The 22,971-nt window shown below is 72.5% G+C and carries 19 protein-coding genes and 1 pseudogene; 6 read left to right on the top strand and 14 right to left on the bottom strand.

Features of this window, described 5'->3' with window-relative positions; all coding sequences use genetic code 11:
• The first annotated feature begins 206 nt into the window (after positions 1–206).
• The 3 genes and pseudogenes from ACWGH0_RS29730 to ACWGH0_RS29720 form a co-directional block, all read left to right on the top strand.
• On the top strand, positions 207–1,070 hold the full coding sequence (locus tag ACWGH0_RS29730) for a phosphatidylinositol-specific phospholipase C/glycerophosphodiester phosphodiesterase family protein (protein WP_453407352.1): 864 nt from the start codon (positions 207–209) through the stop codon (positions 1,068–1,070).
• Positions 1,071–1,189: 119 nt separating this feature from the next.
• On the top strand, positions 1,190–1,384 hold the full coding sequence (locus tag ACWGH0_RS29725) for a hypothetical protein (protein ID WP_355252712.1): 195 nt from the start codon (positions 1,190–1,192) through the stop codon (positions 1,382–1,384).
• Positions 1,385–1,464: 80 nt separating this feature from the next.
• Positions 1,465–1,662: pseudogene (locus ACWGH0_RS29720) on the top strand (hypothetical protein); the annotation flags it as partial.
• Here ACWGH0_RS29720 and ACWGH0_RS29715 read toward each other — a convergent pair.
• Positions 1,643–4,348 (bottom strand): SpoIIE family protein phosphatase, encoded by a 2,706-nt coding sequence (locus tag ACWGH0_RS29715; RefSeq protein ID WP_453407351.1) that lies wholly within the window; start codon positions 4,346–4,348, stop codon positions 1,643–1,645. The pseudogene ACWGH0_RS29720 and the gene ACWGH0_RS29715 overlap by 20 nt on opposite strands.
• A 381-nt stretch (positions 4,349–4,729) precedes the next feature.
• Here ACWGH0_RS29715 and ACWGH0_RS29710 point away from each other — a divergent pair, with 381 nt between their 5' ends.
• Positions 4,730–5,626, top strand: coding sequence for a S1 family peptidase (locus ACWGH0_RS29710; protein ID WP_453407350.1), 897 nt, complete (start codon positions 4,730–4,732; stop codon positions 5,624–5,626).
• A gap of 61 nt (positions 5,627–5,687) precedes the next feature.
• Here ACWGH0_RS29710 and ACWGH0_RS29705 read toward each other — a convergent pair whose 3' ends face one another.
• Positions 5,688–7,022 (bottom strand): LuxR C-terminal-related transcriptional regulator, encoded by a 1,335-nt coding sequence (locus ACWGH0_RS29705; RefSeq protein WP_453407349.1) that lies wholly within the window; start codon positions 7,020–7,022, stop codon positions 5,688–5,690.
• A 166-nt stretch (positions 7,023–7,188) separates the two neighbouring features.
• Here ACWGH0_RS29705 and ACWGH0_RS29700 point away from each other — a divergent pair, with 166 nt between their 5' ends.
• Positions 7,189–8,103, top strand: a complete 915-nt coding sequence (locus ACWGH0_RS29700; protein WP_453407362.1) for an NADP-dependent oxidoreductase — start codon at positions 7,189–7,191, stop codon at positions 8,101–8,103.
• A gap of 39 nt (positions 8,104–8,142) precedes the next feature.
• Here the strand turns inward: ACWGH0_RS29700 and ACWGH0_RS29695 are convergent, their stop codons facing one another.
• The 12 genes from ACWGH0_RS29695 to ACWGH0_RS29640 all read right to left on the bottom strand — a co-directional run bounded on the left by ACWGH0_RS29695 (position 8,143) and on the right by ACWGH0_RS29640 (position 21,620).
• The gene (locus tag ACWGH0_RS29695; protein ID WP_453407348.1) at positions 8,143–9,270 is read right to left on the bottom strand and encodes a pectinesterase family protein; all 1,128 of its coding nucleotides are present in this window, start codon (positions 9,268–9,270) and stop codon (positions 8,143–8,145) included.
• Between the two features lie 51 nt (positions 9,271–9,321).
• Positions 9,322–10,617 (bottom strand): pectate lyase family protein, encoded by a 1,296-nt coding sequence (locus ACWGH0_RS29690; protein WP_453407347.1) that lies wholly within the window; start codon positions 10,615–10,617, stop codon positions 9,322–9,324.
• A 1-nt stretch (position 10,618) separates the two neighbouring features.
• A complete protein-coding gene (locus ACWGH0_RS29685; RefSeq protein ID WP_453407346.1) occupies positions 10,619–11,464 on the bottom strand; it encodes a rhamnogalacturonan acetylesterase in 846 nt (281 codons plus the stop codon).
• The gene (locus tag ACWGH0_RS29680) at positions 11,461–12,807 is read right to left on the bottom strand and encodes an ABC transporter substrate-binding protein (protein WP_453407345.1); all 1,347 of its coding nucleotides are present in this window, start codon (positions 12,805–12,807) and stop codon (positions 11,461–11,463) included. The genes ACWGH0_RS29685 and ACWGH0_RS29680 overlap by 4 nt, the downstream gene beginning before the upstream one ends.
• Before the next feature lie 26 nt (positions 12,808–12,833).
• A complete protein-coding gene (locus ACWGH0_RS29675) occupies positions 12,834–14,399 on the bottom strand; it encodes a family 43 glycosylhydrolase (RefSeq protein ID WP_453407344.1) in 1,566 nt (521 codons plus the stop codon).
• A complete protein-coding gene (locus tag ACWGH0_RS29670; protein WP_453407343.1) occupies positions 14,396–15,244 on the bottom strand; it encodes a DUF6807 domain-containing protein in 849 nt (282 codons plus the stop codon). Before ACWGH0_RS29670 ends, ACWGH0_RS29675 begins: the two co-directional genes overlap by 4 nt.
• Positions 15,241–16,392, bottom strand: coding sequence for a Gfo/Idh/MocA family protein (locus tag ACWGH0_RS29665; RefSeq protein WP_453407342.1), 1,152 nt, complete (start codon positions 16,390–16,392; stop codon positions 15,241–15,243). The genes ACWGH0_RS29670 and ACWGH0_RS29665 overlap by 4 nt, the downstream gene beginning before the upstream one ends.
• On the bottom strand, positions 16,389–17,312 hold the full coding sequence (locus ACWGH0_RS29660; RefSeq protein ID WP_453407341.1) for a carbohydrate ABC transporter permease: 924 nt from the start codon (positions 17,310–17,312) through the stop codon (positions 16,389–16,391). Before ACWGH0_RS29660 ends, ACWGH0_RS29665 begins: the two co-directional genes overlap by 4 nt.
• Complete coding sequence (locus tag ACWGH0_RS29655; RefSeq protein WP_453407340.1) at positions 17,309–18,235, bottom strand: carbohydrate ABC transporter permease; 927 nt, start codon at positions 18,233–18,235, stop codon at positions 17,309–17,311. Before ACWGH0_RS29655 ends, ACWGH0_RS29660 begins: the two co-directional genes overlap by 4 nt.
• 117 nt (positions 18,236–18,352) lie before the next feature.
• Positions 18,353–20,071: an L-arabinonate dehydratase gene (araD, locus tag ACWGH0_RS29650; protein WP_453407339.1), complete on the bottom strand. Its 1,719-nt coding sequence runs from the start codon at positions 20,069–20,071 to the stop codon at positions 18,353–18,355.
• Positions 20,068–20,979 (bottom strand): dihydrodipicolinate synthase family protein, encoded by a 912-nt coding sequence (locus ACWGH0_RS29645; RefSeq protein WP_453407338.1) that lies wholly within the window; start codon positions 20,977–20,979, stop codon positions 20,068–20,070. The genes araD and ACWGH0_RS29645 overlap by 4 nt, the downstream gene beginning before the upstream one ends.
• Positions 20,976–21,620 carry a GntR family transcriptional regulator gene (locus tag ACWGH0_RS29640; RefSeq protein ID WP_453407337.1) on the bottom strand — a complete coding sequence of 215 codons (645 nt, stop codon included), beginning with the start codon at positions 21,618–21,620 and terminating at the stop codon, positions 20,976–20,978. Before ACWGH0_RS29640 ends, ACWGH0_RS29645 begins: the two co-directional genes overlap by 4 nt.
• A gap of 273 nt (positions 21,621–21,893) precedes the next feature.
• Between ACWGH0_RS29640 and ACWGH0_RS29635 the strand changes: the two genes are divergently transcribed.
• Positions 21,894–22,961 (top strand): glycoside hydrolase family 43 protein, encoded by a 1,068-nt coding sequence (locus tag ACWGH0_RS29635; protein WP_453407336.1) that lies wholly within the window; start codon positions 21,894–21,896, stop codon positions 22,959–22,961.
• The last annotated feature ends 10 nt before the right edge of the window (positions 22,962–22,971 follow it).

Below are 22,971 nucleotides of genomic sequence, written 5' to 3'. Positions count from 1 at the left end.
GCTGCCGTCGCCCCGAACTGCCCTCGCCGCCGAACCGGCCTGCCGCCCCCGAACTGCCCGCGCCGCCGCACCGGCCTGACGCCGCGACAGCGTTCTGAACCTGCGGCGACAGGTGGCGGAACTCTTGTCGTGGCCCTGCCCATCAGGGCGGAGCCGAGCGGATACTCGCCGGAGTCGCGAACGCCCCGTACGTCTCCGGAGGCACCATGGCCGTCGCCGCGCCCACCCGTCGCGCAGTCGTCACCACCCTCGCCGCCGCTCTGGCGGGAGCCGTCGCCGCTCCCGCGTACGCCCGGGCCGCCGAGCACAAGCCCGGCCCGAGACCGCTGCGGCGCGCGCACGCGCACAACGACTACCACCACGAGCGTCCCCTGCACGACGCCCTCTCCCACGGCTTCACGAGCGTCGAGGCCGACGTCTTCCTCGTCGACGGGCAACTCCTCGTCGCCCACGATCCGGTGGAGCTCGATCCCTCCCGCACGCTCGAATCGCTGTACCTGGCGCCGCTCGCCGCCCGCGTGCGGGCCAACCACGGCAGCGTGTACCGGGGACACCGCCGCCCCGTGCAGCTCCTCGTCGACATCAAGAACGACGGCGCCGCCGCCTACCTCGAACTGCATCGCCAACTGCGCCGCCACCGCCGGATGCTGACCACGTACGCACACGGCCGCGTCCGTCCCGGCGCGGTGACCGCGGTCGTCTCCGGCGACCGCGCGGCCCGCGTCCCGCTGGAGGCCCAGCGGGTGCGCCACGCCTTCTACGACGGGCGCCTCGACGACCTCGGCGGCCCGGCCTCCGCCGGCCTCATCCCGCTGATCAGCGGCAACTGGTCGCACAGCTTCACCTGGCAGGGCTCCGGACCGTTCCCCGACGCGCAGCGGGCGAAGCTGCGCGCGGTCGTGTCCGCCGCGCACCGGCGTGAGCAGCGCGTCCGTTTCTGGGCGACGCCCGACCTGCCGGGACCGGCGCGGGACGCCCTCTGGACCGAGCTGCTGGCCGCGGACGTCGACCACATCAACACCGACGACCTCGCGGGCCTCGCGCGGTTCCTCCGTACGCACGACGCGTAACCGCCGTCACCAACAGTCAACACCCGTACGGCGGACACGTCTTCCGCCCGGACGGCCCCTCCGCTGCGCCAGACTGACGGCCGAATGCCGCAATTCGCGCGCGGCGGAGGAGGTTGACCATGGCCATTTCGATCTCGTTGGTGCTGCTCCTGCTGATTCTCGCGGTGATCTTCCTGCGCAACGGAGGACTGAAGGTCTCGCACGCGCTGGTCTGCGCCCTGCTCGGCTTCTTCCTCGCCGGTACGAGCATGGGCCCGACCATCCAGAACGGGATCGCCGCCACCGCGGACGTGGTCGGCGACCTCAGGCCCTGACCGCCGGGCGCCGCCCCCCCAACCGCACCGCCCCGGACCGCCCCCAAGTGCGGGTGTTGGGGGCGGACGGCGGGGCGGTTGACGGCAGCGGCTGCGAGACCGTCTGGGAGAGCGACGGACGGTCCCCGTCCACCGCACCCAGGCTCTCCACCGCCAACGGACTGCTCTACTTCTACGAGAAGCAGCCGAACGGGCCCGGGATCGACGCCTGGTACCTGACGGCCGTCGACTTCCTTACGGGCGAGATCCGTCGGCCCCTCACAGCGGGCTCGGCGGCGCCCCGCCGTCCGGCAGCGGCTGCTCCGTCCAGATGACCTTGCCGTCCCCGGTGTACCGGGTTCCCCAGCGGTCGGCGAACTGCGCGACGAGGAAGAGCCCGCGCCCGCCCTCGTCCGTGTTCGCCGCCTGGCGCAAATGGGGGGAGGTGCTGCTGCGGTCCGACACCTCGCAGATCAGACTGCGGTCGCGGATCAGCCGTACGCCGATCGGACCCGCGGCGTAGCGGATGGCGTTGGTGACCAGCTCACTGAGGATCAGCTCGGTGGTGAACGCCTCCTCCGCCAGGCCCCACGCGGCCAGTGTGGCCGTTACGGCGGCCCGTACCCCGGCCACCGCCGACGGGTCGCTGGGCACCTCCCACGTCGCCACCCGGCTGGAGTCCAGTACCCGGGTGCTGCTGACGAGCAGGGCGATGTCGTCGCGCTGCCGTACGGGCAGCAGCGCGCCGAGCACCTCCTCGCAGGTCTCCTCCGGCGTGCGGCCGGCGTGGTCGCCCAGCGTGCGGAGCAGGACCGCCATTCCCTCGTCGATGTCCCGCTCCCGGTCCTCGACGAGTCCGTCCGTGTACAGCACCAGCCGGCTGTTCTCCGGCAGCTGTACGTCGAACGTCTCGAAGGGCAGGCCGCCCAGGCCCAGTGGCGGGCCGCCGGGCACGTCGGCGAAGTACGCCGTGCCGTCCGGACGGACGACGGCCGGCTGGAGGTGACCGGCCCGCGCCATGGTGCAGCGGCCGGTCACCGGATCGTAGATCGCGTACAGACAGGTGGCGCCGGTGACCCCCGCGTCCGTGCCGTCGCCCGTCTCGTCCTGGTCGATGCGGGCGACCAGTTCGTCGAGGTGCCACAGGAGCTCGTCGGGGGGCAGGTCCAGGGTGGAGAAGTTGTGCACCGCCGTGCGCAGCCGCCCCATGGTGGCGGCGGCGTGCAGCCCGTGGCCCACGACGTCGCCCACCACGAGCGCGACCCGGGCGCCGGGCAGCGGAATGATGTCGAACCAGTCCCCGCCGACGCCGCCGAGCCCACCGAGCCCCGCCTGGGCGGGCAGGTAGCGGTAGGCGACGTCGACGGCGCTCTGCTCCGGCAGGCCGCGGGGCAGCAGACTGCGCTGCAGGGTCACCGCCATCGTGTGCTCGCGCGTGTAGCGCCGGGCGTTGTCCACGCTCACCGCGGCGCGGGCGACCAGCTCCTCGGCGACGGAGAGGTCCTCCTCCTCGAACGGCTCGGGCTTCTCGGAGCGCCAGAAGATCGCCAGGCCCAGGATGACGCCGCGGGCGCGCAGCGGAACCGCGATCATCGAGTGGATGCCGTGCTCGACGAGTTGGCGTGCCCTTTCCGGGTCCTGCTCCTCCCATCCGGCGTAGTTGCCCAGACGCGGCTGGAGGACCGCCTCGCCCTTGCCCAGACTGAACCCCATCGGCGAGGAGGGAACGAAGCGGATCGTCTTGCCGAGGGGATAGAGCGACGTGTGCCGGTTCAGGCCGTGGAACGCCACCCGGCGCAGGTCCACGCCCGGGCCGCTGCCCGTGGCGGTCGGCTCCTCGCTGCGCAGCACGGCCTCCACCAGGTCGACCGTGGCGTAGTCGGAGAAGCGGGCCGCCGCGAACTCCGTGAGCTCTTCGCAGGTGCGCACGACGTCGAGGGTCGTGCCGATCTCCGTTCCGGCGTCGTACAGCAGTTTCAGGCGCTCCCGCGCCACGTCGGCCCTGCCCGAGAGCGCCTGGAGTTCGGTGGTGTCCCGCAGCGTCGCCACGCTGCCCGCCGGGCCGCCGTGCCGGTCCGTGGTCCGCTGGTTGACGGCGAGCAGGCGGTCGCCGACGGGGTGGACCTCGTCGGTGACGTTGCGGCCGGAGGCCAGCAGCCCGGCGGTCTGCGGATCGAGCCCCAGCTCGCTGACGTGCACTCCCTCCACCTCGTTCGGCAGGTTGAGCAGCCGGCGCGCCTCGTCGTTGGCGAGCATCAGCCGGCCGTCGCCCCCGACGATGAGGACGCCCTCCCGTACGGCGTGCAGGACCGCGTCGTGATGCTCGTACATCCGGGTCATCTCGGCGGGGCCGAGGCCACGGGTCTGGCGGCGCAACCGCCTGCTCACCAGCGCCGTCCCGCCCGTGGCCAGGAGCAGCACGGCGGCTGCGGCCCCGAACAGCAGCGGAATCTGCTCCTCGACGACGCCGCTGACCTTCTCGACGGTGATCCCGGCGGAGACGACGCCGACGACCGAGCCGTCACGGGCGGTGACCGGCACCTGCGCCTGTACGAGCGGGCCGATCGTCCCGGTGATCTTCTCGGTGACGACCCGGCCTTCCAGCGCCGGGCCGAGATCGCCCACGAACTTCTTGCCGATCCGGTCGGGCAGCGGGTGGGTATAGCGGATGCCCTCGCGGTTCAGTACGACGATGAAATCGACCCCGGAGCGCTCCCGGGCCGCCTCGGCCGGTTCCTGGAGCTCCGCCGTCGGGTCGGGACCGGCCAGGGCCTCTTCGAGACCCGGCGCCTGGGCGAAGGTCTCGGCCACGGCGATCGAGCGGTTGCGGGCCTCGCGTTCGCTGGCGGACCGGGACTGGAGCACCAGTACCGCCATGGCGCTGGCGACGAGCAGGACGACGATCGCCACCTGCAGAAGGAAGACCTGACCAGCGACAGTTCGCATCCGCAAAACCGAGCGCGGGCGGCCGTTGCGTCCGGCCATGACCTCTTTCTACACCTCCCGCATACGCCGGGCGAGCGGCGCACCGCGGGGGCGATGGCCGCCGGGTGAGCCGTCCGGAAGCCACATCTAATCCCGGAACAGCGGGTGAGGGACAGAGGCGGGAGAAAAATTTCGGTGTCGTGAGTGAACCCCCTCCGCCTTTTCTCCGTCTGAGTGGAGCGGGAAGCGCGGACAGAAGGAGAGCGGACGCATCGTCAACAAAATCGCGGACGTCATTCTTTTGACGTGCCCATACCGGGGCTCCTAATGTGAGCCGGCGTCATAACTCCCGGTAGCAGCAGGCTTCTTGACGAGTCGTCGACTCAATTTCGGCCTGCGCCCCGCCGTGGTGTCATTTCACCGAATCGGAGAAAACCCCCCATGCGCATTCCATTCATCCGCCGCCATTCGGGGCGGACGGCCGTCGCCGGTGCGGCGGCGGGCGCCGCACTCGCCCTTTTGATATCCGGCGCGACCACCGCTCAGGCGGCGCCGTCCCCGGTGGCGAAGGACGACCGGCCCAGCGCCTACATCATCGGTGGCGCCGAGAAGCGGGACGGTGCGTACCCGTTCATGAGCGCGCTGCTGGAGAAGGGCCGCGGCAGCGCCGTGGACCGGCAGTTCTGCGGCGGCAGCCTGCTGGCCGGCAACGTGGTGCTGACCGCCGCGCACTGCGTCGAAGGCACTGCGGCCAGAACCATCGAGGTCACCGTCGGGCGCACCGTGCTGTCGAAGAAGCGGCAGGGCTCCCTGCGGAACGTCACCGACATCGTCGTCCACCCCCGGTACGCCAAGGGCCAGGAGGCGTACGACATGGCGTTCCTGGTGCTCGACAAGCCGGTCAGGGGCACGGCTCCGGTGCTCCTGCCGACCCTCGGCACCGACGCCCTGATCCGGCCGGGCGCCTCGGCCACGGTCGCCGGCTGGGGCAACACCAACACCGAGATCCCGGCGTTCCCCGACCGGCTGCGTGCGGTGAACGTGCCCGTGCTCTCGCACATCGAGTGCAAGGCCACCTACGCCGGCTACGACAAGCGGGTCAACGTCTGCGCCGGAGTCGAGGGCAAGGACTCCTGCCAGGGCGACAGCGGCGGTCCGCTGTTCCGCAAGCTGCCCGGCCGTCAGGGCGTCTACCAGATCGGCATCGTGTCGTACGGCGACGGGTGCGCCGAGCAGGGTGCTCCCGGCGTGTACGCCTACACCGGGTCCGCCAAGCTGTGGAAGACGCTCGACGAGTCGGCCAAGGGCAAGAAGATCAAGCGGCTGCTCGGACGCTGACCGACCGGCACCCCCGTGCCGCCCCGTCCTGCCCTCGCGGGCCGGGGCGGCACGGGCGTGTTCACGCCGCCGCGTGGAACAGGGCCGCCGCCTCGCCCCGCGAGGCGACCCCCAGCTTGGTCAGGATCTTCGCCACGTGGAACTTCACCGTCGACTCGCTGATGTGCAGTTCCCGCGCGATCGTCCGGTTGCGGTGCCCGAGCGCGAGCCGCGCCAGCACCTCCAGTTCACGCGTCCCCAGCGAGCGCAGCGGATCGGCGGAAGGGGGCGCGTCGGGCGTCGTCAGCGGGACGACCGCCGTGACCGTGGTGCCCCAGCCGGGCACCGCGTCCACCTCCAGCCGCCCGCCGAGCACCTTCAGCCGGTCACCGACGCGTGCGGTACCGAGGTCGCAAGTGGACAGCGTGCCCGGCCCGTCGTCCCGTACGGTCGCCCGCAGCTCCTGATCGGTGATCTGCCACCCCACCCGCACGCGGCTCGTCGTCTCCTGCTCCAGCACGGTCAGCACCACCGCGCGCACGATCGCCCGCGCCGCGTGCGCCACGTCGGCGGCCACCCTGCGGACGGAGTCCGGGGCCGCCAGTTCCAGCCGGACGCAGCTGTGGCGCAACAGCGCGCGCAGGGCGTCCGAAAGCCGTCCGAAAGCCTCGTCGACCCGCTCCTCGGCAACGGCCCGGTCCCGGTCCGCCTCGGCCCGCAGCTCCATGAGCGCGGACACGGCCAGTTCGGTGGCCGTCGCCCGCGCCGCCGCGTCGTCCAGGCGACGGCTGCGCAGTACGCCCAGCAGCCCCGTCAGCGCCGCCGAGTGCGTCTCGCCGAGTTCCGCGATCGTCCGGGCCCTGGCGTCGGCGGCGGCGCGTGAGCGGGCCAGCGCGCCGGGCGTCGCCTCCGTCGCCAACCGGTCGAAGTGGCTGGTCACGAGCGACCAGAGGGCCTGCGTCAGCGCGAGCGCGTGTGGGTCGGCCGGGGGAGCGTCGTCGTCGCGTACGAGCACGAGGAGCGCGCCCCTCGGTGTCGCGTCGGTCGTCACGGCGACCACCGACCGCTCCGCCCCGGCGATCCGGGCCGTCCCCTGCCAGGGCTGTCCGGGAACGCCGGCGAGGAAGAGCGGCTCCAGGTCCGCCGCGCCGATCCGCCCGGTGAACGGCGCGTCGCCGGACACCTTGAACGGCGAGTGCGCGCAGTGGGTGGACAGTTCGGCCGCCGCCCCGTGCGGGATCAGCTCCGCGAGGACCGCCGACAGCCGCGGCAGGATCTCGCCCAGCGGCTGCCGGATCACGTCGTAGGCGGCGGTCAGGGCGGCCTGCACGGTGGCGTCGGGCGTGAGGGCACGCGCCCCGGCGTGGGCGCCCGCGCCGGGCAGGAAGGTCACGGATCCGGTCGGTGTCAGCTCCATTCCGGCAGCTTAGCCAGGGCCCGGCCGCCCACGACTGGTCTTTCGGCCAGGTCGGACTGTCCGGAAGACCTGGCCGCCGTCGCGGGCCGGCGGCAGAGGCTGTGGACGTCAGCCGATCAGCGTGAGCGACAGGGAGTCAGCCATGGGAGCGCACGGCGAGTCAGTCATGGAAGCGATCGTGTTCGAGAGGTTCGGCGGCCCGGAAGTTCTGCGCCACCGCCGGACGGAGAAGCCGGAGCCCGGCCCGGGCCAGGTCAGGGTCAGGGTGCTGGCGGCGGGGGTCAACCCGCTCGACTACAAGATCCGCAACGGAGCGATGGAGGCGTTCTACCCGACGGTGTTCCCGGCCGTGCCGGGTCTGGAGTTCGCCGGCGTCGTGGACGCGGTCGGCGACGGCGTCACCCACGCCGCCGTCGGCGACGAGGTCCTCGGCTGGACGACGACCGGTGCGTACGCCGAGTACGCCCTGGCGGGTGACATCGCCGCCAAGCCCGCCGGCCTGTCCTGGGAGCGGGCGGCCTCACTTCCGGTGGCGGGCGAGACCGCCCAACGGGTCCTGGACCTGCTGAAGGTCACCTCCGGCGAGACGCTGCTGGTGCACGGCGCGGCCGGCGTGGTCGGCACGGTCGCGGTGCAGCTCGCGGTGGCCGCGGGCGTCACGGTCGTCGGCACGGCGTCCGAGGCCAACCACGACCACCTGCGCGCGCTCGGTGCGGTGCCCGTCACGTACGGGGACGGTCTGGCCGAGCGCGTACGGGAGGCCGCCCCGCAGGGCGTCGACGCGGTCCTCGACGCGGCGGGGCACGGCGTCCTGCCGATGTCGGTCGAGCTGCTGGGCGGCGCCACCGAGCGCGTCGTCACCATCGCCGACCCGGACGCCGCGGACCACGCGGTGGTGTTCTCGGCGGGCGGCACGGAGCCCCGGGCCGTCCGGAAGGGACTGGCCGAGCACGCCCGACTCGCCGCCGAGGGCCTGCTCGTCGTCCGCACGCCCCAGGTGTTCCCGCTCGCCGACGCCGCGAAGGCGCAGGAGCTGAGCGAAGCGGGGCACGCCAGGGGCAAGCTGATCATCAAGCCCTGACGTGCCCCGCGCCGGATGTGCGGCTCGGCGGTGTGCCGCTCACCGGCCGCCGTGCGGGCCCTCGGGCGCCCAGTCACCGAGGTAGGCCGCGCGCGTGTGCGCGCGGGCCTCGTCCGCCGTCAACCGCGGCCGTTGGGCGGGGTCGAGGACGCGGGCGCCCGGCCCGCTGTTCCGGTACTCGGCGAAGCGCTGGTCCTGCCACGGGTGGGCGTCGCGCATGTTGGCGTACGGCACGTCCGCGTCGATGCCGGGACCGAGCCACGTGTCCCGCACCACCAGGGAGGGCCGGGCGGTGGGGTCGGAACTCGGCACCCAGGGCCGGGCGAGCTTGTAGGCCCGGTCCGGTGCGGCGCTGACGACCCGGCAGCGGGTGGCGAGGTAGCCGAGGGGGGTGGCCCTCGCCGTCGAGGGTGCGAAGACGAAGCCGTACGGGGTGAAGTCCACGTCCCGGTCCAGGGTGCGCAGGACGCAGTGGTCGAAGACGGCGGTGGCCCGGCCGAAGACGAAGTCCACGTCGCCCTCGATGTGGCAGTGGCCGTAGTACTGCCGGGCGGTGACGGCGAGTGAGCGGGTGTCGGCGTACAGGGTGTCCTGATGGCCCAGGAACCGGCAGTGGTGGAAGGCGCTGCGGTCGCCGAGCACCCGGATCGCGACGGCCTGCGTGCCCGTCGTGATGTCGGGGTGCTCGGCGCGCAGCCAGTCGTTCGCGAAGGTGACCCGGTGGGCGGTGAAGCCGTCGGCCTGGACGAGGACGGTGGCCGAACCCCCCGTCCCGTACGGCGTCCCGTCGGGCCTCGGCGTGCCCGCCGCGTTGTCGTACACGACGACCGTACGCCGGGCGTCGGACGCGGCCCCCAGGAGCGTGAGTCCGGTGCGGTCGGCGGGAACGGTCACCGTCTCGCGGTACGTCCCCGGGGCGAGCACCAGCGTCCAGCCGTCGCCCTCGGTGGCGCGGACGGCGTCGGACACGGTGGTGTGGTCGCCCCGGCCGTGCGGGTCGACGTAGAGCGTACGGGGGCCGGGCCGCCGGTCGGGGGACCCGTGGGGGCCGAACGGGCGCGGGTCCGCGGCGGCGGCCGGGGCGGCGGTCAGGGGCAGGGCCGCGCCGAGGCCGATGCTGGCGGCGGCCAGGAGAGCGGTGCGGCGGGTGGGGTGGCGTGCGGGCATGCGGGACTCCTTCACGGAACGGGGGACGGGGCCGGTGGCCGCTCGCGGCGGTCAGCGCCCGGGCGCGCCCGCCCAGCGGGTGACCAGCGCCGGGACCGCACGCGGCGCGTCGACCCGGGTGCGCAGCTCCGGGGTCCAGCCGGCGCCCTCGCGCAGCGGGTTGCCCGGGTTCGCCGCGTTGTGCGCGGCCAGCAGATCGACCGGGGCGCCGTTGACGTGGTTGCCCCGTTCGGTGACCGGCGCGTCCTTCCACTTCTTCAGGATCTTCGCCGGGCTCACCCCGTCCGGCAGGGCGAAGGTGTTCTTCTCCGCCACGAGTTGGGACTCGAAGCCGATGCCGAAGCTGTACGCGTACTGGTCCTGCGCCACCACGAAGTGGTTGTTGTACGCGTCGACCCGGCCGAAGCGCACCCGCGGCGCCCGCTCGACCACGTCGCGGAAGAGGTTGTGGTGCAGGGTGACCCGCAGTTTGCCCCGGTCGGTCGCTCCCGCGCTGTCGCTGTTGCCGATCATCAGGGTCTTGTCGTGTTCCGTGAAAGCGTTCCAGGAGACGGTGACCAGGTCGGCGCCCCTGACGATGTCCAGCTCGCCGTCGTGCTGCTGGAACAACTGGCCGTAGTAGTGGGGCTGTTCGCTGTCCGGACGGCGGCCGTCGGTGAACGTGTTGTGGTCGATCCACACATGGGTCGAGCCGTACACCACGAGGTTGTCGTACTCGGAGTTCCAGGCGCCGCCGTCCCCGTCCGTAGGGTCCCACTGCGGGAAGCAGTCGAAGGCGTCCTCGAAGGTGAGGCCGCGGACCACGACGTTGTCGGCGTCCTTGATCTGGAGCGAGCCGCCGAGCACCCGCGCGCCCCTGCCCACGCCCACGATCGTGGTGTTGGCCGGGACGTACGCCTTGATCTGCTCCGCCTGCGCGACGGCCGAGGCGGCGCGGGCCTCCTCCAGCGGGCCGGAGGGCGGGGCGTCGCCCCACGTCCGCGGGTCGTACGCGTCCAGGTAGGCGTCCAGACTGTAGCCGTCGGCGGCGAAGTCCTCACACGTTCTGCCGCCCATGCCGTCGAGCGTGCCGCGCACCCGGACGACCTTCGGCGCGTCGCCGCCGTCCTTGAGCGCCTGCTTGAACTCGTCCCAGGTGCGGACGGTGTAGGTGTGGGCCGCGTCGGCGCCGGCGCCGCCCGTCGTGCCGCCCTCGGCCGCCGCCCACCCGTCGTTCGCGGGAAGGACGTGGGCGCCGCGCCCCGGGGAGGGGTGGGCGCCCGCGGCCGGGGCGACGGCGAGCAGGCCGGGCGTCAGGACCGCGACGGCCAGAGCGGTGAGGCTCGCGTGAGTTGAGGGTCTGCGCATGTTACGGCTCCTCGTGCCAGGTCAGCCAGGATTCGGGGATCTCCGCGTTCAGGCGGCGCGACTCGTGCGGGGCGAGCACTCCTTCGCTCTTCAGCGCGCGCGCCGTCATCCGGGCCACCTCGATGGCCCCGGGCGGATGGAAATGCGTGTTGTCCGAGACACCGTCGGGGTAGTTGGGGGACTCGCCCGGCGCCAGCCAGTGGAAGTACTCCTTGCTCGCCTCGGGCCCGAGCTTCTGCCACAGGGCCAGGGAGAGCGCCGCGATGTCCAGCAGCGGCACGTCCCGCTCCGCCGCCAGCGCCCGTACGGCCTCGGGATACTCGCCGTGGGTGGGCAGCGCCGTACCGGCCGCGTCGAACCGCCGGCGCTCCACCGAGGTCAGCAGCACCGGGAGCGCGCCGCGGGCCCGCGCCCCGGTGACGTACTGGAGCAGGTGCTCCCGGTAGCTCGTCCACGGTTCGGTGTAGCGGGCGGGGTCCGCGCGCTTCTGGTCGTTGTGGCCGAACTGCACGAGCAGGAAGTCGCCCGGGCGGACGGCGTCCAGGATCGGCGTGAGCCGTCCCTCGTCGATGAAGCTCTTCGAACTGCGGCCGTTGACCGCGTGGTTGGAGACCCGCAGGTGCTCGTGCAGGAAGAAGGGCAGGGCCGTGCCCCAGCCCGACTCGGGTGCCTCCGAGCGGTACTTGTCGGCGGCGGTGGAGTCTCCGGCGATGTAGACGGTGCGCATACGGTGAGCTCCTCGGTCCCTGCGGGCGTTGCGGGGGTCCGCCGCGGCCGGCGGACCGCCGGCCACGGCGAGCGGCAGCGCGGCGGCGAGGACCGCCAGCGCACGCCTGCGGCTGGTCACTTGTTCTGCTGCTTCCACTCGGCCTGGGCCGCGTTCAGCTCCTCTGCGAGCTTGTCCAGGAACGCCTTCGGCGTCGTCTTCCCGAGCAGCACCTTCTGGAACTCGGGCTCGTTGTCGGCCTTGGTGATGGAGTTCCAGTCGGGCAGGTAGTACGGCAACTGCACGATCTTGGTGCTGCCGTCGGTGAGGGAGCGCGCGGCGAGCTTCGTCGGCTCGGACTCGCTGATCCACGGGTCCTTCGCCGCCTCGGTGTTCGCCGGGATCGCGCCCGCCGCCTCGTTCCACTTGCTGTTCGCCTCGTGCGACGCGGCGAACTCGATGAACTTCCACGCCGCGGCCTTGTTGTCGCTCGCCTTGAACAGGCCCAGGCCGTCCACCGGGTTGGACACCTGGACCCGGGTGCCGCCGGGGCCCGTCGGGTTCGGTATGCCGGCGAACTTCTCCGGTCCCAGCGCCTTCACGTGGTCCTGGTAGGAACCCAGGTTGTGGCTGAGCATCCCGATCGTGCCCGAGTCCCACTGGGCGACCATCTTGGCGAAGTCGTTGTTGACGTCCGCCTCGGGCGTCGTCTTCTTGTACAGGCCGACGTACTTCTCCAGGGCCGCCACGTTCTTCGGGTCGTCGACCGTGGTCTTCTCGCCCTCCCAGAACGTGGTGATGCCCGACTGCCCGTACATGGCGTCCAGCGCCTGGGCGACCGACCCCGCCCCGCCGCGGATCGTGTACCCGAAGGCGTTGTCGTCCGCGTCGGTCAGCTTCTCGGCCGCCTTGTAGAACGCCTCCCAGGTCGTCGGCGCGCCCAGACCCGCCTCCTTGAACAGGTCGGTCCGGTACCAGAGCGTGCCGTTGTTCGCGGACGTCGGTACGGAGTACATCTCGTCCCCGCGCCCGCCGGCCGTCCGGACGCCCTCCACCATCGACTCGACGAGCTTGCCGTTCAGCGAGGACTCCTTGATCCGGTCGCCGACCGGCTCCAGCGCGTCCTGGGCGACGATGTTGGCGAGATAGGCGGTCCCCACGCCTCCCACGTCCGGCAGGCCGCCACCGGCGATGGCGGTGTCGTACTTCGACTGCACATCGGTGATCGGGACCGGGACGTACTTGACCTTGATGTCCTTGTTCGCCGCCTCGAAGTCCTTGATGATCTCCTTCCACACGGCGGTGCGCGGCCCGCCGTTGTTGTCCCAGAAGGTGATCTCGCCCTTGCCCGAGCCCTCGTCGCCGGTGCTGCCGCTGCCGTCGTCCCCGCAGGCCGCGGCGGTCAGCGCCAGCACGGTGGCGATCGCCACGGCGGCGGTGGTGCGCGCCCCACGGCGTCCGTTCGCTGCGGTGGAGGTCCTCATGGGCTGCTCTTCTCTCTCGGTGTGTGTCATTGCGGCTCGCTCCTCGGAGATGTCGGTTCGGGTCGGGCGTTGATGCGGAAATCGGTGAAGAGGGCGGCGCCGGCGGGCCTCGCCCCGGGCGGCGCGGTGGCGAACAGCGCGAGCTGCGCCCCCACCCAGCGCCACGGCACGGCCGCGAAGACCTCCCCCGAGGGGCGGAACCCGTCCCCCGTGTCGGCGGAGAACCGGCAGCGGGCCCCGGCCGAGACTTCGACGCGCAGGCGCACCCGGCCGCCGCCGGGCACCGGCCGGCTGTACTCCGCGTCCCGTTCGCCGCCGGCCACCTCCTCGGCGTACCGGTGGACGAGCCGCACGCCGCCGTCGGCGTCCCGTTCCAGGCCGATCCAGGAGAAGGCGTCGCCCAGCACGGCGAGTCCGGCCTTCGCCCCCGACGCCCGGCTCCTGAGCGTCAGGCCGACGGTCGCGGTGAACTCCGGCGCGGGCAGCCGCTGCACCAGCACGTTCGGGACCCTGCGCAGGTCGTGCGCGTCGGCCGTCCGTACACAGGTCGCCAGCAGGCCGTCCCCGGAGTGCGGCACGGTCCACCCCACGCCGGGGCCGGCCGTCCACTGCCACTGCCGCCCGTGGCGGCCACCGGGGAAGCCGTCGTCCGTGGCCGGGGCCGTGACGGGCTGCGCCGGCAGGTCCGGCTTGGGGTGCACGGACACGGGCTCGCCCGCGTCACCGAGCACCGGCCACCCGGCGCCGTCCCAGCGCATCGGCTGGAGGTGCACCACACGCCCGTACGCCCCCCGCGACTGGAAGTGCAGGAACCAGTCCTGCCCGGTCTGCGTGCGCACCCAGCCGCCCTGGTGCGGCCCGTTGACGTCCGTGCCGCCCTGGCGCAGGACGACCCGGTGCTCGTACGGGCCGAAGAACTCCCGCGCGCGCAGCGCCCCCTGCCAGCCGGTCTCGACGCCGCCGGCCGGTGCGAAGATCCAGAACCAGCCGTCGTGCCGGTACAGCTTGGGGCCTTCGAGGGTGAACCAGCCGGGGATCAGATCGCCGTCGACGATCACCTTGCCCTCGTCGAGCAGGGTGCGCCCGTCCGGGCTCATCCGGTGGCCGGTCAGCCGGTTCTTCACACCGGAACGGGACTTGGCCCAGGCGTGCACCAGGTACGCCTCGCCGCTCTCCTCGTCCCACAGCGGACACGGGTCGATCAGTCCCCTGCCCGCCTTCAGCAGATGGGGCTCCGTCCACGGGCCGCGGATGTCCGGCGCGCTGATCTGGTGGATGCCCCGGTCCGGGTCGCCCCAGAAGATCCAGAACCGGCCGCCGCTGTGCCGCAGCGACGGCGCCCACACCCCCCGGTCGTGGCGGGGCCCGCCGTCGTCGGCGGGCACCGGGCGTTCCAGGGCGTGCCCGATCAGCGACCAGTTGACGAGGTCGCGGGAGTGCAGCAGCGGCAGCCCCGGCACCCGGCCGAAGCTGGAGGCGGTCAGGTAGTAGTCCTCGCCGGTCCGTACCACGTCCGGGTCGGACCAGTCGCCGGCGAGCACCGGGTTGCGGTAGGTCCCGTCGCCCAGGTCGGCGGTCCACGGCCGGCTCACGCGCCCACCGCCCTGCGCACGTACGCCGCCGAGGCCGTCCGGTCCAGCACGCCGTCGGCCACGACCGTCACCAGGCGCCGTACCACCGTCCCGCCGGCCGGCACGGGCAGCCGCCGCGCCCACGCGAGCGCCGAACCCACCCCGGGGTACTCACCGGTCCGTACGAACCACGGGTCGCGGCGGGTCCGTTCGGTCGCCCCGGCGAAGACCAGCGTCCAGCCGTCGCCCGCCAGCCCGAGCCAGTCGGCCGTGCTGCCGTGCACCGCCTCCTCGCCCTGCCCGGCCGCCGTGAACGCGAGCGGCGCCGTCGCCTGCTTGGGGGCCCGCCAGAAGAAGCCGCCGTATCCCGCGCCGGTGCGGCCGTTGGTGGCCGGACTGCCGATGGACAGGTCGCGGCCCGAGGTGTTGGTGAGCGAGAACGTGAGATCCAGCGCCCAGGCCCGGTCGTCCAGTGCGGTGGCGGCGACCGTGCGGTGCTCCCGGAGCAGTTCGGCCGCCTCGTCCGGACCCGTCCGCCAGCTCAGCTCCTCCACGAAGCCGTCCGGATCGCACAGCTTCCACCCCCGGTGGACCTGGATCCCGTGGTTGTCCAGCTCCACGGGCCCCCGGCCGCGCACATAGGTCCGGCCGCCCCAGAAGTTGGCGCCCTCCACATCGGGCACGGCGACGCCCGCCCCCAGGTGGTGCACGTGGTCTTCGGGCATCTCCTCGGTGACCGGTACGCCGCCGAGCGTCGAGACGGGGTGCAGATACGGCCGGGCCGACAGGTGCGGGGAGGGCACCGGGCCGAACGTGTAGCGGCCGACGGGACGGCCCGAACAGCGCAGGGTCAGCGTCGGGTTCACGGCGTGCTCACCTCGGTGGCGGACGCCCAGGGGACGCCCAGTTCGGAGAAGAGGGCCAGGGTGTCGGCGCTCGAGGCGACCACGTCGTCCACACCGGAGACGATCCGGCGCGGCGCCGCGGCCCCGCCGGCCGCGGTGCGCCACGCGGACTCCGGCAGCGCCACCGGATCGGGAGCCAGCCGCACCGCTTCGACCACCCGCATGAACGCGCCGGTGTCCTCCGGCGGCACCAGCAGCGGGGCGTCGCCGGCCAGATGGCGGAGCAGGTTCTCCAGCAGATCGGTCCTGCCGTGCACCACCTCGCGGGGGCCGTGCCCGGAGCGCTGTACCAGCACCCGGTCCTGCCGGTACCAGAAGGTGATCCGCCCCAGTTCGCCGTGGGCGACGACGTACGGCTCGGCGGTCAGCTCGGCGCACAGGGTCGCCGCGACGGTGACGGGGACGCCGCCCGTCGTCGTGACCCGTACGCAGGACGTGTCGTCGGCCTCGATGTCGTGGGCGCGGAACAGCTCCGCCTCGACGCCCCGCACGTCCCCGGACCGGCAACGGCCCGCCACGGCGAGCGCGGTGGCCACCGCGTGTGCCAGCGGATTGGTCAGCGCCCCGTCCACCACGTCCACCGTGCCGATGCGGCGGCGGCCCGACCACGGGGCGCGGGAGAAGTACGCGGTGTCCCGGACCCAGGCCCCCGCGGCCCCGACGCCCCGCAGGTCGCCGATGACGCCCCGGGCGATCAGGTCGCGGATCGCGGGAAGGGCGTGCGAGCCGAGGGACTGGAAGCCGACCTGGCAGACCGTGCCGGCCGCCCGTACCCCCGCGGTCATCCGCTCGAACTCCGCGTACGACGGGGCGGGCGGCTTCTCCAGCAGCAGGTGCACGCCGCGCTCCGCCGCGGCCAGCGCCAGGTCGGTGTGGGTGTGGATGGGCGTGCACACGATCGCGACGCGGGCGCCGGTGGCGTCCAGCAGCGCGCCGAAGTCCCGCGACTGCGGCGGATCGCCGAAGCCGTCCAGCTCGTCGGCGTCCAGCGGCGTCAGCTCGCATATCCCGGCGAGCCGGGCGAGGCCCAGCTGTTCGAGACGGCGGACGTTGTGCAGGTGCGAACGGCCGTGACCGCGCGCCCCGGCCAGGACGACGGGCAGCCTCATCCCTTCACCGCCCCCGCGCTGAAGCCCGTGATCAGCCACTTCTGGATGAAGGCGAAGACGATGACGACCGGTACGGCGGCGATGACGCCACCGGCGGCCAGCGCCCCCAGGTCGACGCTGTCCGCGCCGATGAGTGTGTTGAGCCCGACCGGGATCGTCTGCTTGTCCTGCTCGCTGAGGAACATCAGGGCGAACAGGAAGTGGTTCCAGCTGTGCACGAACGCGAAGGAGCCGACGGCGATGAGCCCCGGCCGCAGCAGCGGCAGCACCACGGCGCAGAACGCCCGGAAGCGCGAACAGCCGTCCACCCAGGCGGCCTCCTCCAGGGAGACCGGCACGTTCTTGATGAAGCCGCTGATCAGGATGATGGACAGCGGGAGCTGGAAGACCGTCTCCGCGATGATCACACTGCCGAGCGAGTTGATCAGCTGGAGGTTCCGGAAGATCTCGAAGAGCGGTACGAGCATCAGCGCGCCGGGGATGAACTGCGAGCACAGGAGCGCCAGCATGAAGCCGTTCTTGATCCGGAACTCGAACCGCGCCAGGGCGTAGCCGCCCGCCAGCGCGATCAGCGTCGTCATCACGAGCGTCGCGACGCCGACGGCCATGCTGTTCTGGAAGAACATCCCGAAGCTGCGTTCGTTCCAGACCTTCTCGAAGTGCTCGGTGGTCAGTGGCCAGGGCACCAGCGAGGTCGACCCGGCGGGCCGGAGCGCGAAGAGGACCATCCAGTAGAACGGGACGAGCGTGAAGAGCAGGTAGAGGCCGAGTGGCAGGTAGATCTGCCAGCGGGGTACGTCGTCGAAGGCACGCTCCCGCCGGAGCCGGCGTGTGCGCCCGCCCCGGTCCGGCGGCGGCGGGGCGCCGGCCGCGGACGGCGGCGCGGCGGAAGGGTTCTTCTCCGCGAGGGCTGCGGTCACTTGGAGTCGCCTCCGAACTTGCTCAGGCGCAGGTAGAGGATCGAGCAGAAGAGGAGGATCACGAAGGCGACCGTGGTCAGCGCGGAGGCGTAGCCGAAGTCGTGGCCCTCGATCCCGGTGTTGGCGACGTACAGCGGCAGCGTGGTCGTGACGCCCGCCGGTCCGCCGCCCGTGAGGGTGTAGAGCAGGTCGACGTTGTTGAACTCCCACACCCCGCGCAGCAGCGTGGCCAGGACGATCGCGTCCCTGAGGTGGGGCAGGGTGATGTGGAGGAACTGCCGGGTCCGGCCGGCCCCGTCGACGGAGGCGGCCTCGTACAGCTCCTTCGGCACCGACTGGAGGTCGGCGAGGATGAGGATCGCGAAGAACGGGACACCGCGCCAGAGCTCGGCGAGGACCGCGGCCCAGAAGACGGTGCCGGTGTCGGAGAGGACCGAGGTGCCGTACGAGCCGATGCCCGCGTCCGCGAGATAGCGGCTGACACCGGTGGACGGGTTGTAGAGCAGCATCCAGATGGTGGTGGTCAGCACCCCGGACACGGCCCACGGCGAGAAGACCATCGCGCGGGCGATGCCGCGTCCGACGAAGGTCTGGTTGACCAGCAGCGCGAGGACGAGCCCGAGGGCGAGCTGGAGGCCCACCTGGACGACGACCCACCGGGCGCTGAAGCCGAGGGTGGTCCAGAACTGCGGGTCGTCGGTGAAGATGCGTGTGAAGTTGTCGAAACCGGCGAAGCCGTCGCGCCACGGCTTGGTGACGTTGTAGTTCCGCAGGCTGTAGTAGAAGACGCTGATGACCGGATAGGCGATGAAACCCAGCATCAGCAGGCCGGCGGGGGCGATGAGCAGGTACGGGAGTCGGCGGGGCGGTGCTCCCGCGCGGCGGCCCGGCGCCCTGGGCGTTCTGGCCACGGCTGAGGCCATGACTGCTTCTCCGTTCTCGTGCGTTCGTGCGGTGCCGTACGGGGGGTGAGCGCTTTCCAGACGTCGTTCGAGATGGCGGACAGGACTGCCCGGTGCGGTGCGCAGGAGCGCCGGCGGTCAGCCGGCGTACGGGTCGGGCACGTCGCCCGCCCGTGACAGGAACGCGAAGTCGCACCCGGTGTCGGCCTGGGTGATCTGCTCGCTGTACAGGGCGCCGTAGCCCCGCTCGTACTTCGCCGGCGGCGGCGACCAGGCGGCCCGGCGGCGTTCCAGTTCCTCGTCCGGCACCTCCAGCCGGAGCGACCGGGCGGGCACGTCGAGCGTGATCGTGTCGCCGGTCTGTACAAGGGCGAGCGGCCCCCCGACGTACGACTCCGGCGCGACGTGCAGCACGCAGGTGCCGTAACTGGTGCCGCTCATGCGGGCGTCGGAGATCCGGACCATGTCCCGCACCCCCTCCTTGAGGAGGTGGTCGGGGATCGGCAGCATCCCGTACTCGGGCATTCCGGGGCCGCCCTTGGGGCCGGCGTTGCGCAGGACCAGCACCGTGTCGGCGGTGATGCCGAGACCGGGGTCGTTGATGGTGCGCTGCATCGTCCGGTAGTCGTCGAAGACGACGGCGGGCCCGGTGTGCCGGAGCAGGTGCGGCTCGGCGGCGATGTGCTTGATCACCGCGCCGTCCGGGCAGAGGTTGCCCCGCAGGACCGCCACGCCGCCCTCGTCCGCCAGCGGGCGCGAACGCGGCCTGATCACCTCGGGGTTGTGCACCCGCGCCCCGGCGAGCTGCTCGCGCAGCGAGCCGTGCGCCACGGTGGGCCGGTCCAGGTGCAGCACGTCCGTCAGCCGCGACAGGAACGCCGGGAGCCCGCCGGCGAAGTGGAAGTCCTCCATCAGGTACTGGCCGCCGGGCCGCAGGTTCGCGAGCACCGGCACGGTACGCGCGATCCGGTCGAAGTCGTCCAGGGTCAGCGGGACCTGCGAGCGCCCGGCCATCGCGATCAGGTGGATCACCGCGTTCGTCGAACCGCCGAGCGCCAGCACGGTCGCGACGGCGTCCTCGTACGCGGCCCGGGTCAGGATGTGCGAGAGCCGCAGGTCGCGGTGGACGAGGTCGACGATCAGGCGGCCCGAGGCCGCCGCCATCCGGTCGTGCCCGGAGTCCACGGCCGGAACGGACGAGGCGCCCGGCACGGTCACCCCCAGCGCCTCGGCCGCCGCGGTCAGGGTCGAGGCCGTGCCCATCGTCATGCAGGTGCCGGGGGAGCGGGCGAGACCGTTCTCCAGTTCGGCGAGTTCGGCGTCCCCGATCAGACCGGCCCGCCGGTCGTCCCAGTACTTCCACATGTCCGTGCCCGAGCCCAGGACCTCGTCGCGCCAGTGGCCCGGGAGCATCGGCCCGGCGGGCACGAAGACGGCCGGCAGGTCGACCGACGCCGCGCCCATCAGCAGGGCGGGCGTCGACTTGTCGCAGCCGCCGAGCAGCACCGCGCCGTCGACGGGGTAGGAGCGCAGCAGCTCCTCCGTCTCCATGGCCAGCATGTTCCGGTAGAGCATCGGGGTCGGCTTCTGGAAGGTCTCGGAGAGCGTGGAGACCGGGAACTCCAGCGGGAAGCCCCCCGCCTGCCACACTCCGCGCTTCACCGCCTGCGCGCGGTCCCGCAGGTGGACGTGGCAGGGATTGATGTCCGACCAGGTGTTGAGGACCGCGACGACGGGCTTGCCCAGGTGCTCCTCGGGCAGGTACCCGAGCTGGCGGGTGCGGGCGCGGTGACTGAACGACCGCAGGCCGTCGGTCCCGTACCACTGGTGGCTGCGCAGACTCTCGGGGTCCCTCACACCGACCACCCGGCCAGCAGCTCCGCTATCTCGGCACGCCGATCCTCGGGCAGCGCCCTGCTGGGCGCGCGGACGTCGCGCCGGCACAGCCCGAACTGGGCCAGGGCCTCCTTGACGACCGAGACGTTGTCGGCGGACCGGTGGACCGCCCGCAGCTCCTCGAAGGGGCGGATCTGCTCCCAGGTCTTCATCGCCGCGGGGTAGTCCCCGGCGCGCAGGGCGTCGAGCATCCCCAGCGAGACCGACGGCGAGACGTTGACCAGGCCAGAGGTGAAACCGGTGGCCCCGACCGCGAAGCAGGCGGGCGCGTACAGCTCGGCGAGACCCGCGACCCACACGAAACGGTCGAGACCCGCGTCCCTGGCGAAGGCGGCGAAGCGCGCCGCGTCCGGCACCGCGTACTTCACACCGATCACGTTCGGGCACGCCTCGCCCAGCGCCGCCATGCTCTCCGCGCTCAGCAGCGGGTCGCGGATGTACGGAACGATCCCGAGGCCGGGGACGGCGTCGGCGACGGCGCGGTGGTAGTCGGTCCAGCCGTCCTGCGAGACGTACGGGTGCACCGGCTGATGCACCATCAGCATCTGCGCGCCGGCGTCCCGGGCGTGCTCCGCGTCGGCGACGGCCGTCGGCACGTCGTGCCCGACGCCGACGAGCACGGCGGCCCGGCCGCGGGCCTCCTCGACGGTCAGCTCGGTGACGGCACGGCGCTCCCGGGGTGTCAGCGCGTAGAACTCGCCGGTGTTCCCGTTGGGGGTCAGCGTGCGCACCCCGCCGTCCAGCAGCCGGCCCAGCAGGGCGCGGTGGGCGGCGGTGTCGAGCGAGCCGTCGGCGGCGAAGGGCGTCACGGGGATGGCCACGACGTCGGCGAGCGCCCGCCGCGATGCGGAGAAGTCGGCGCTGGTCATACGGGATCCCCCTCCGGGAAGGCACGCCGGACGAAGTCGGCGATGTGGGAGTGCAGGGCGCGGGCGGCTCCGTCCGCGTCGCCGTCGAGCGCGAGCCGCAGGATCGCCAGGTGCTCGCCCGCCTCCCGCTCCCACGACGGGACGGCGGACCACGCCACGGTGGACACCAGGGCCGCCTGGTCGCGCACCTCGTCCAGCACCCTGGCGAGCAGCGGATTGCCGCAGGGCAGGTACAGCGCGCGGTGGAACTCGCGGTTGGCGAGCGACCGTTCGGCCGGGTCGGTCGCCTCCTCGGCCCGCAGAAGGGCCTCCCGGGCGCCCTCCAGGGAGGCCCGCGAGGTGATGGTGCGGCGCAGGGCCTCCGGTTCGAGCAGCAGCCGTACGTCGTAGACCTCGCGGGCCATGGCCGCGTCCACCGTGCGGACCGCGACGCCCTTGTACTGGTTCATCACGACGAGGCCGGTCCCCGCCAGGGTCTTCAGCGCCTCGCGCACCGGAGTCTTCGACACGCCGAACCGGGCGGCGAGTTCGGTCTCCACCAGCGCCTGGCCGGGGCTGAGACCGCCGGTGAGGATGTCGTGTTTGATCGCTTCCAGCACGTACTGCGTGCGGGAGGGGATCGGACTCGGAGCGAAAACCATGGGGACTCACATATCTCGCGTATCGCGTCTCATATATGACGTACGAAGTACGACGCGTTGAAGCTAAGTCCGCGCTCATGTCGCGTCAATGTTTCTGACAGAAGAACTTTGCTGAAGAGCACCGGAGTTGGGCGCGGAGCACGACGCCGGCCACGCGCGGGAGTCCGTGTTGCCCCAGGGGCTGGTGCGTCGGCCGGAGCGCGGTTACCGTCTCGGCTGCACAGAGTCTCGTACGCCGTTCGACATGTCGAACCCACGCATGAGGGGATCACTGTGAACCACCGTCAGACACCCACCCGCAGGACCGTGCTCAGAGGCGCCCTCGCCCTGGGCGCGACGGCGGCCGCCGCCCACCCCGCGCACGCCGCGAACTCCGCCGCGCCGGCCAACCCGCTCGTCCGGCAGCGCGCCGACCCCCACATCCACCGCCACACCGACCGGCGCTACTACTTCACCGCCACCGCGCCCGAGTACGACCGGATCATCCTGCGCCGCTCCCGCACCCTCGCCGGCCTGGGGACGGCCGAGGAGTCCGTGATCTGGCGCAGGCACACCGTCGGCGACATGGCCGCGCACATCTGGGCGCCCGAGATCCACCACATCGACGGCGCCTGGTACGTCTACTTCGCCGCCGCGCCCGCCCACGACGTGTGGCAGATCCGCATGTGGGTGCTGGAGAACCGGAGCGCCGACCCCTTCCGCGGCACCTGGACCGAGAAGGGCCGGCTCGCCACCGCCTGGGACACCTTCTCGCTCGACGCCACCACCTTCACCCACCGCGGCGAGCGCTACCTCTCCTGGGCGCAGCACGAACCGGGCATGGACAACAACACCGCCGTGTTCCTCTCCCGCATGGCGAACCCGTGGACCCTCACCGGCCCCCAGGTCCGGCTGACGACACCGGAGTACGACTGGGAGCGCGTCGGGTTCCGGGTCAACGAGGGGCCGTCGGTCCTCCGGCGCAACGGCCGGCTCTTCATGACGTACTCCGCGAGCGCGACCGACGCCAACTACTGCCTCGGCCTCCTCACCGCCGACGAGAACGCCGACCTGCTGGCCCCCGGCACCTGGCGGAAGTCACCGCTGCCCGTCTTCACCAGCAACGGGGCGAACGGGCAGTACGGTCCGGGCCACAACTCCTTCACCGTCGCCGAGGACGGGCGCACCGACGTCCTCGTCTACCACGCCCGCCAGTACGAGAAGATCGAAGGAGACCCGCTGCACGATCCCAACCGCCACACCCGCATCCAGCGCCTCCTCTGGAAGCCCGACGGCACACCGGACTTCGGCGTGCCCGTGGCCGACGGCCCTCTGCGGCTGCGCGGCCCGGGGCGCTCCTGAGCCACCGCCC

Source organism: Streptomyces sp. NPDC054887 (genome assembly GCF_053610585.1).
Note: the sequence above shows the minus strand (reverse complement) of the source record. Positions and strands in the feature narration are given on the sequence as shown.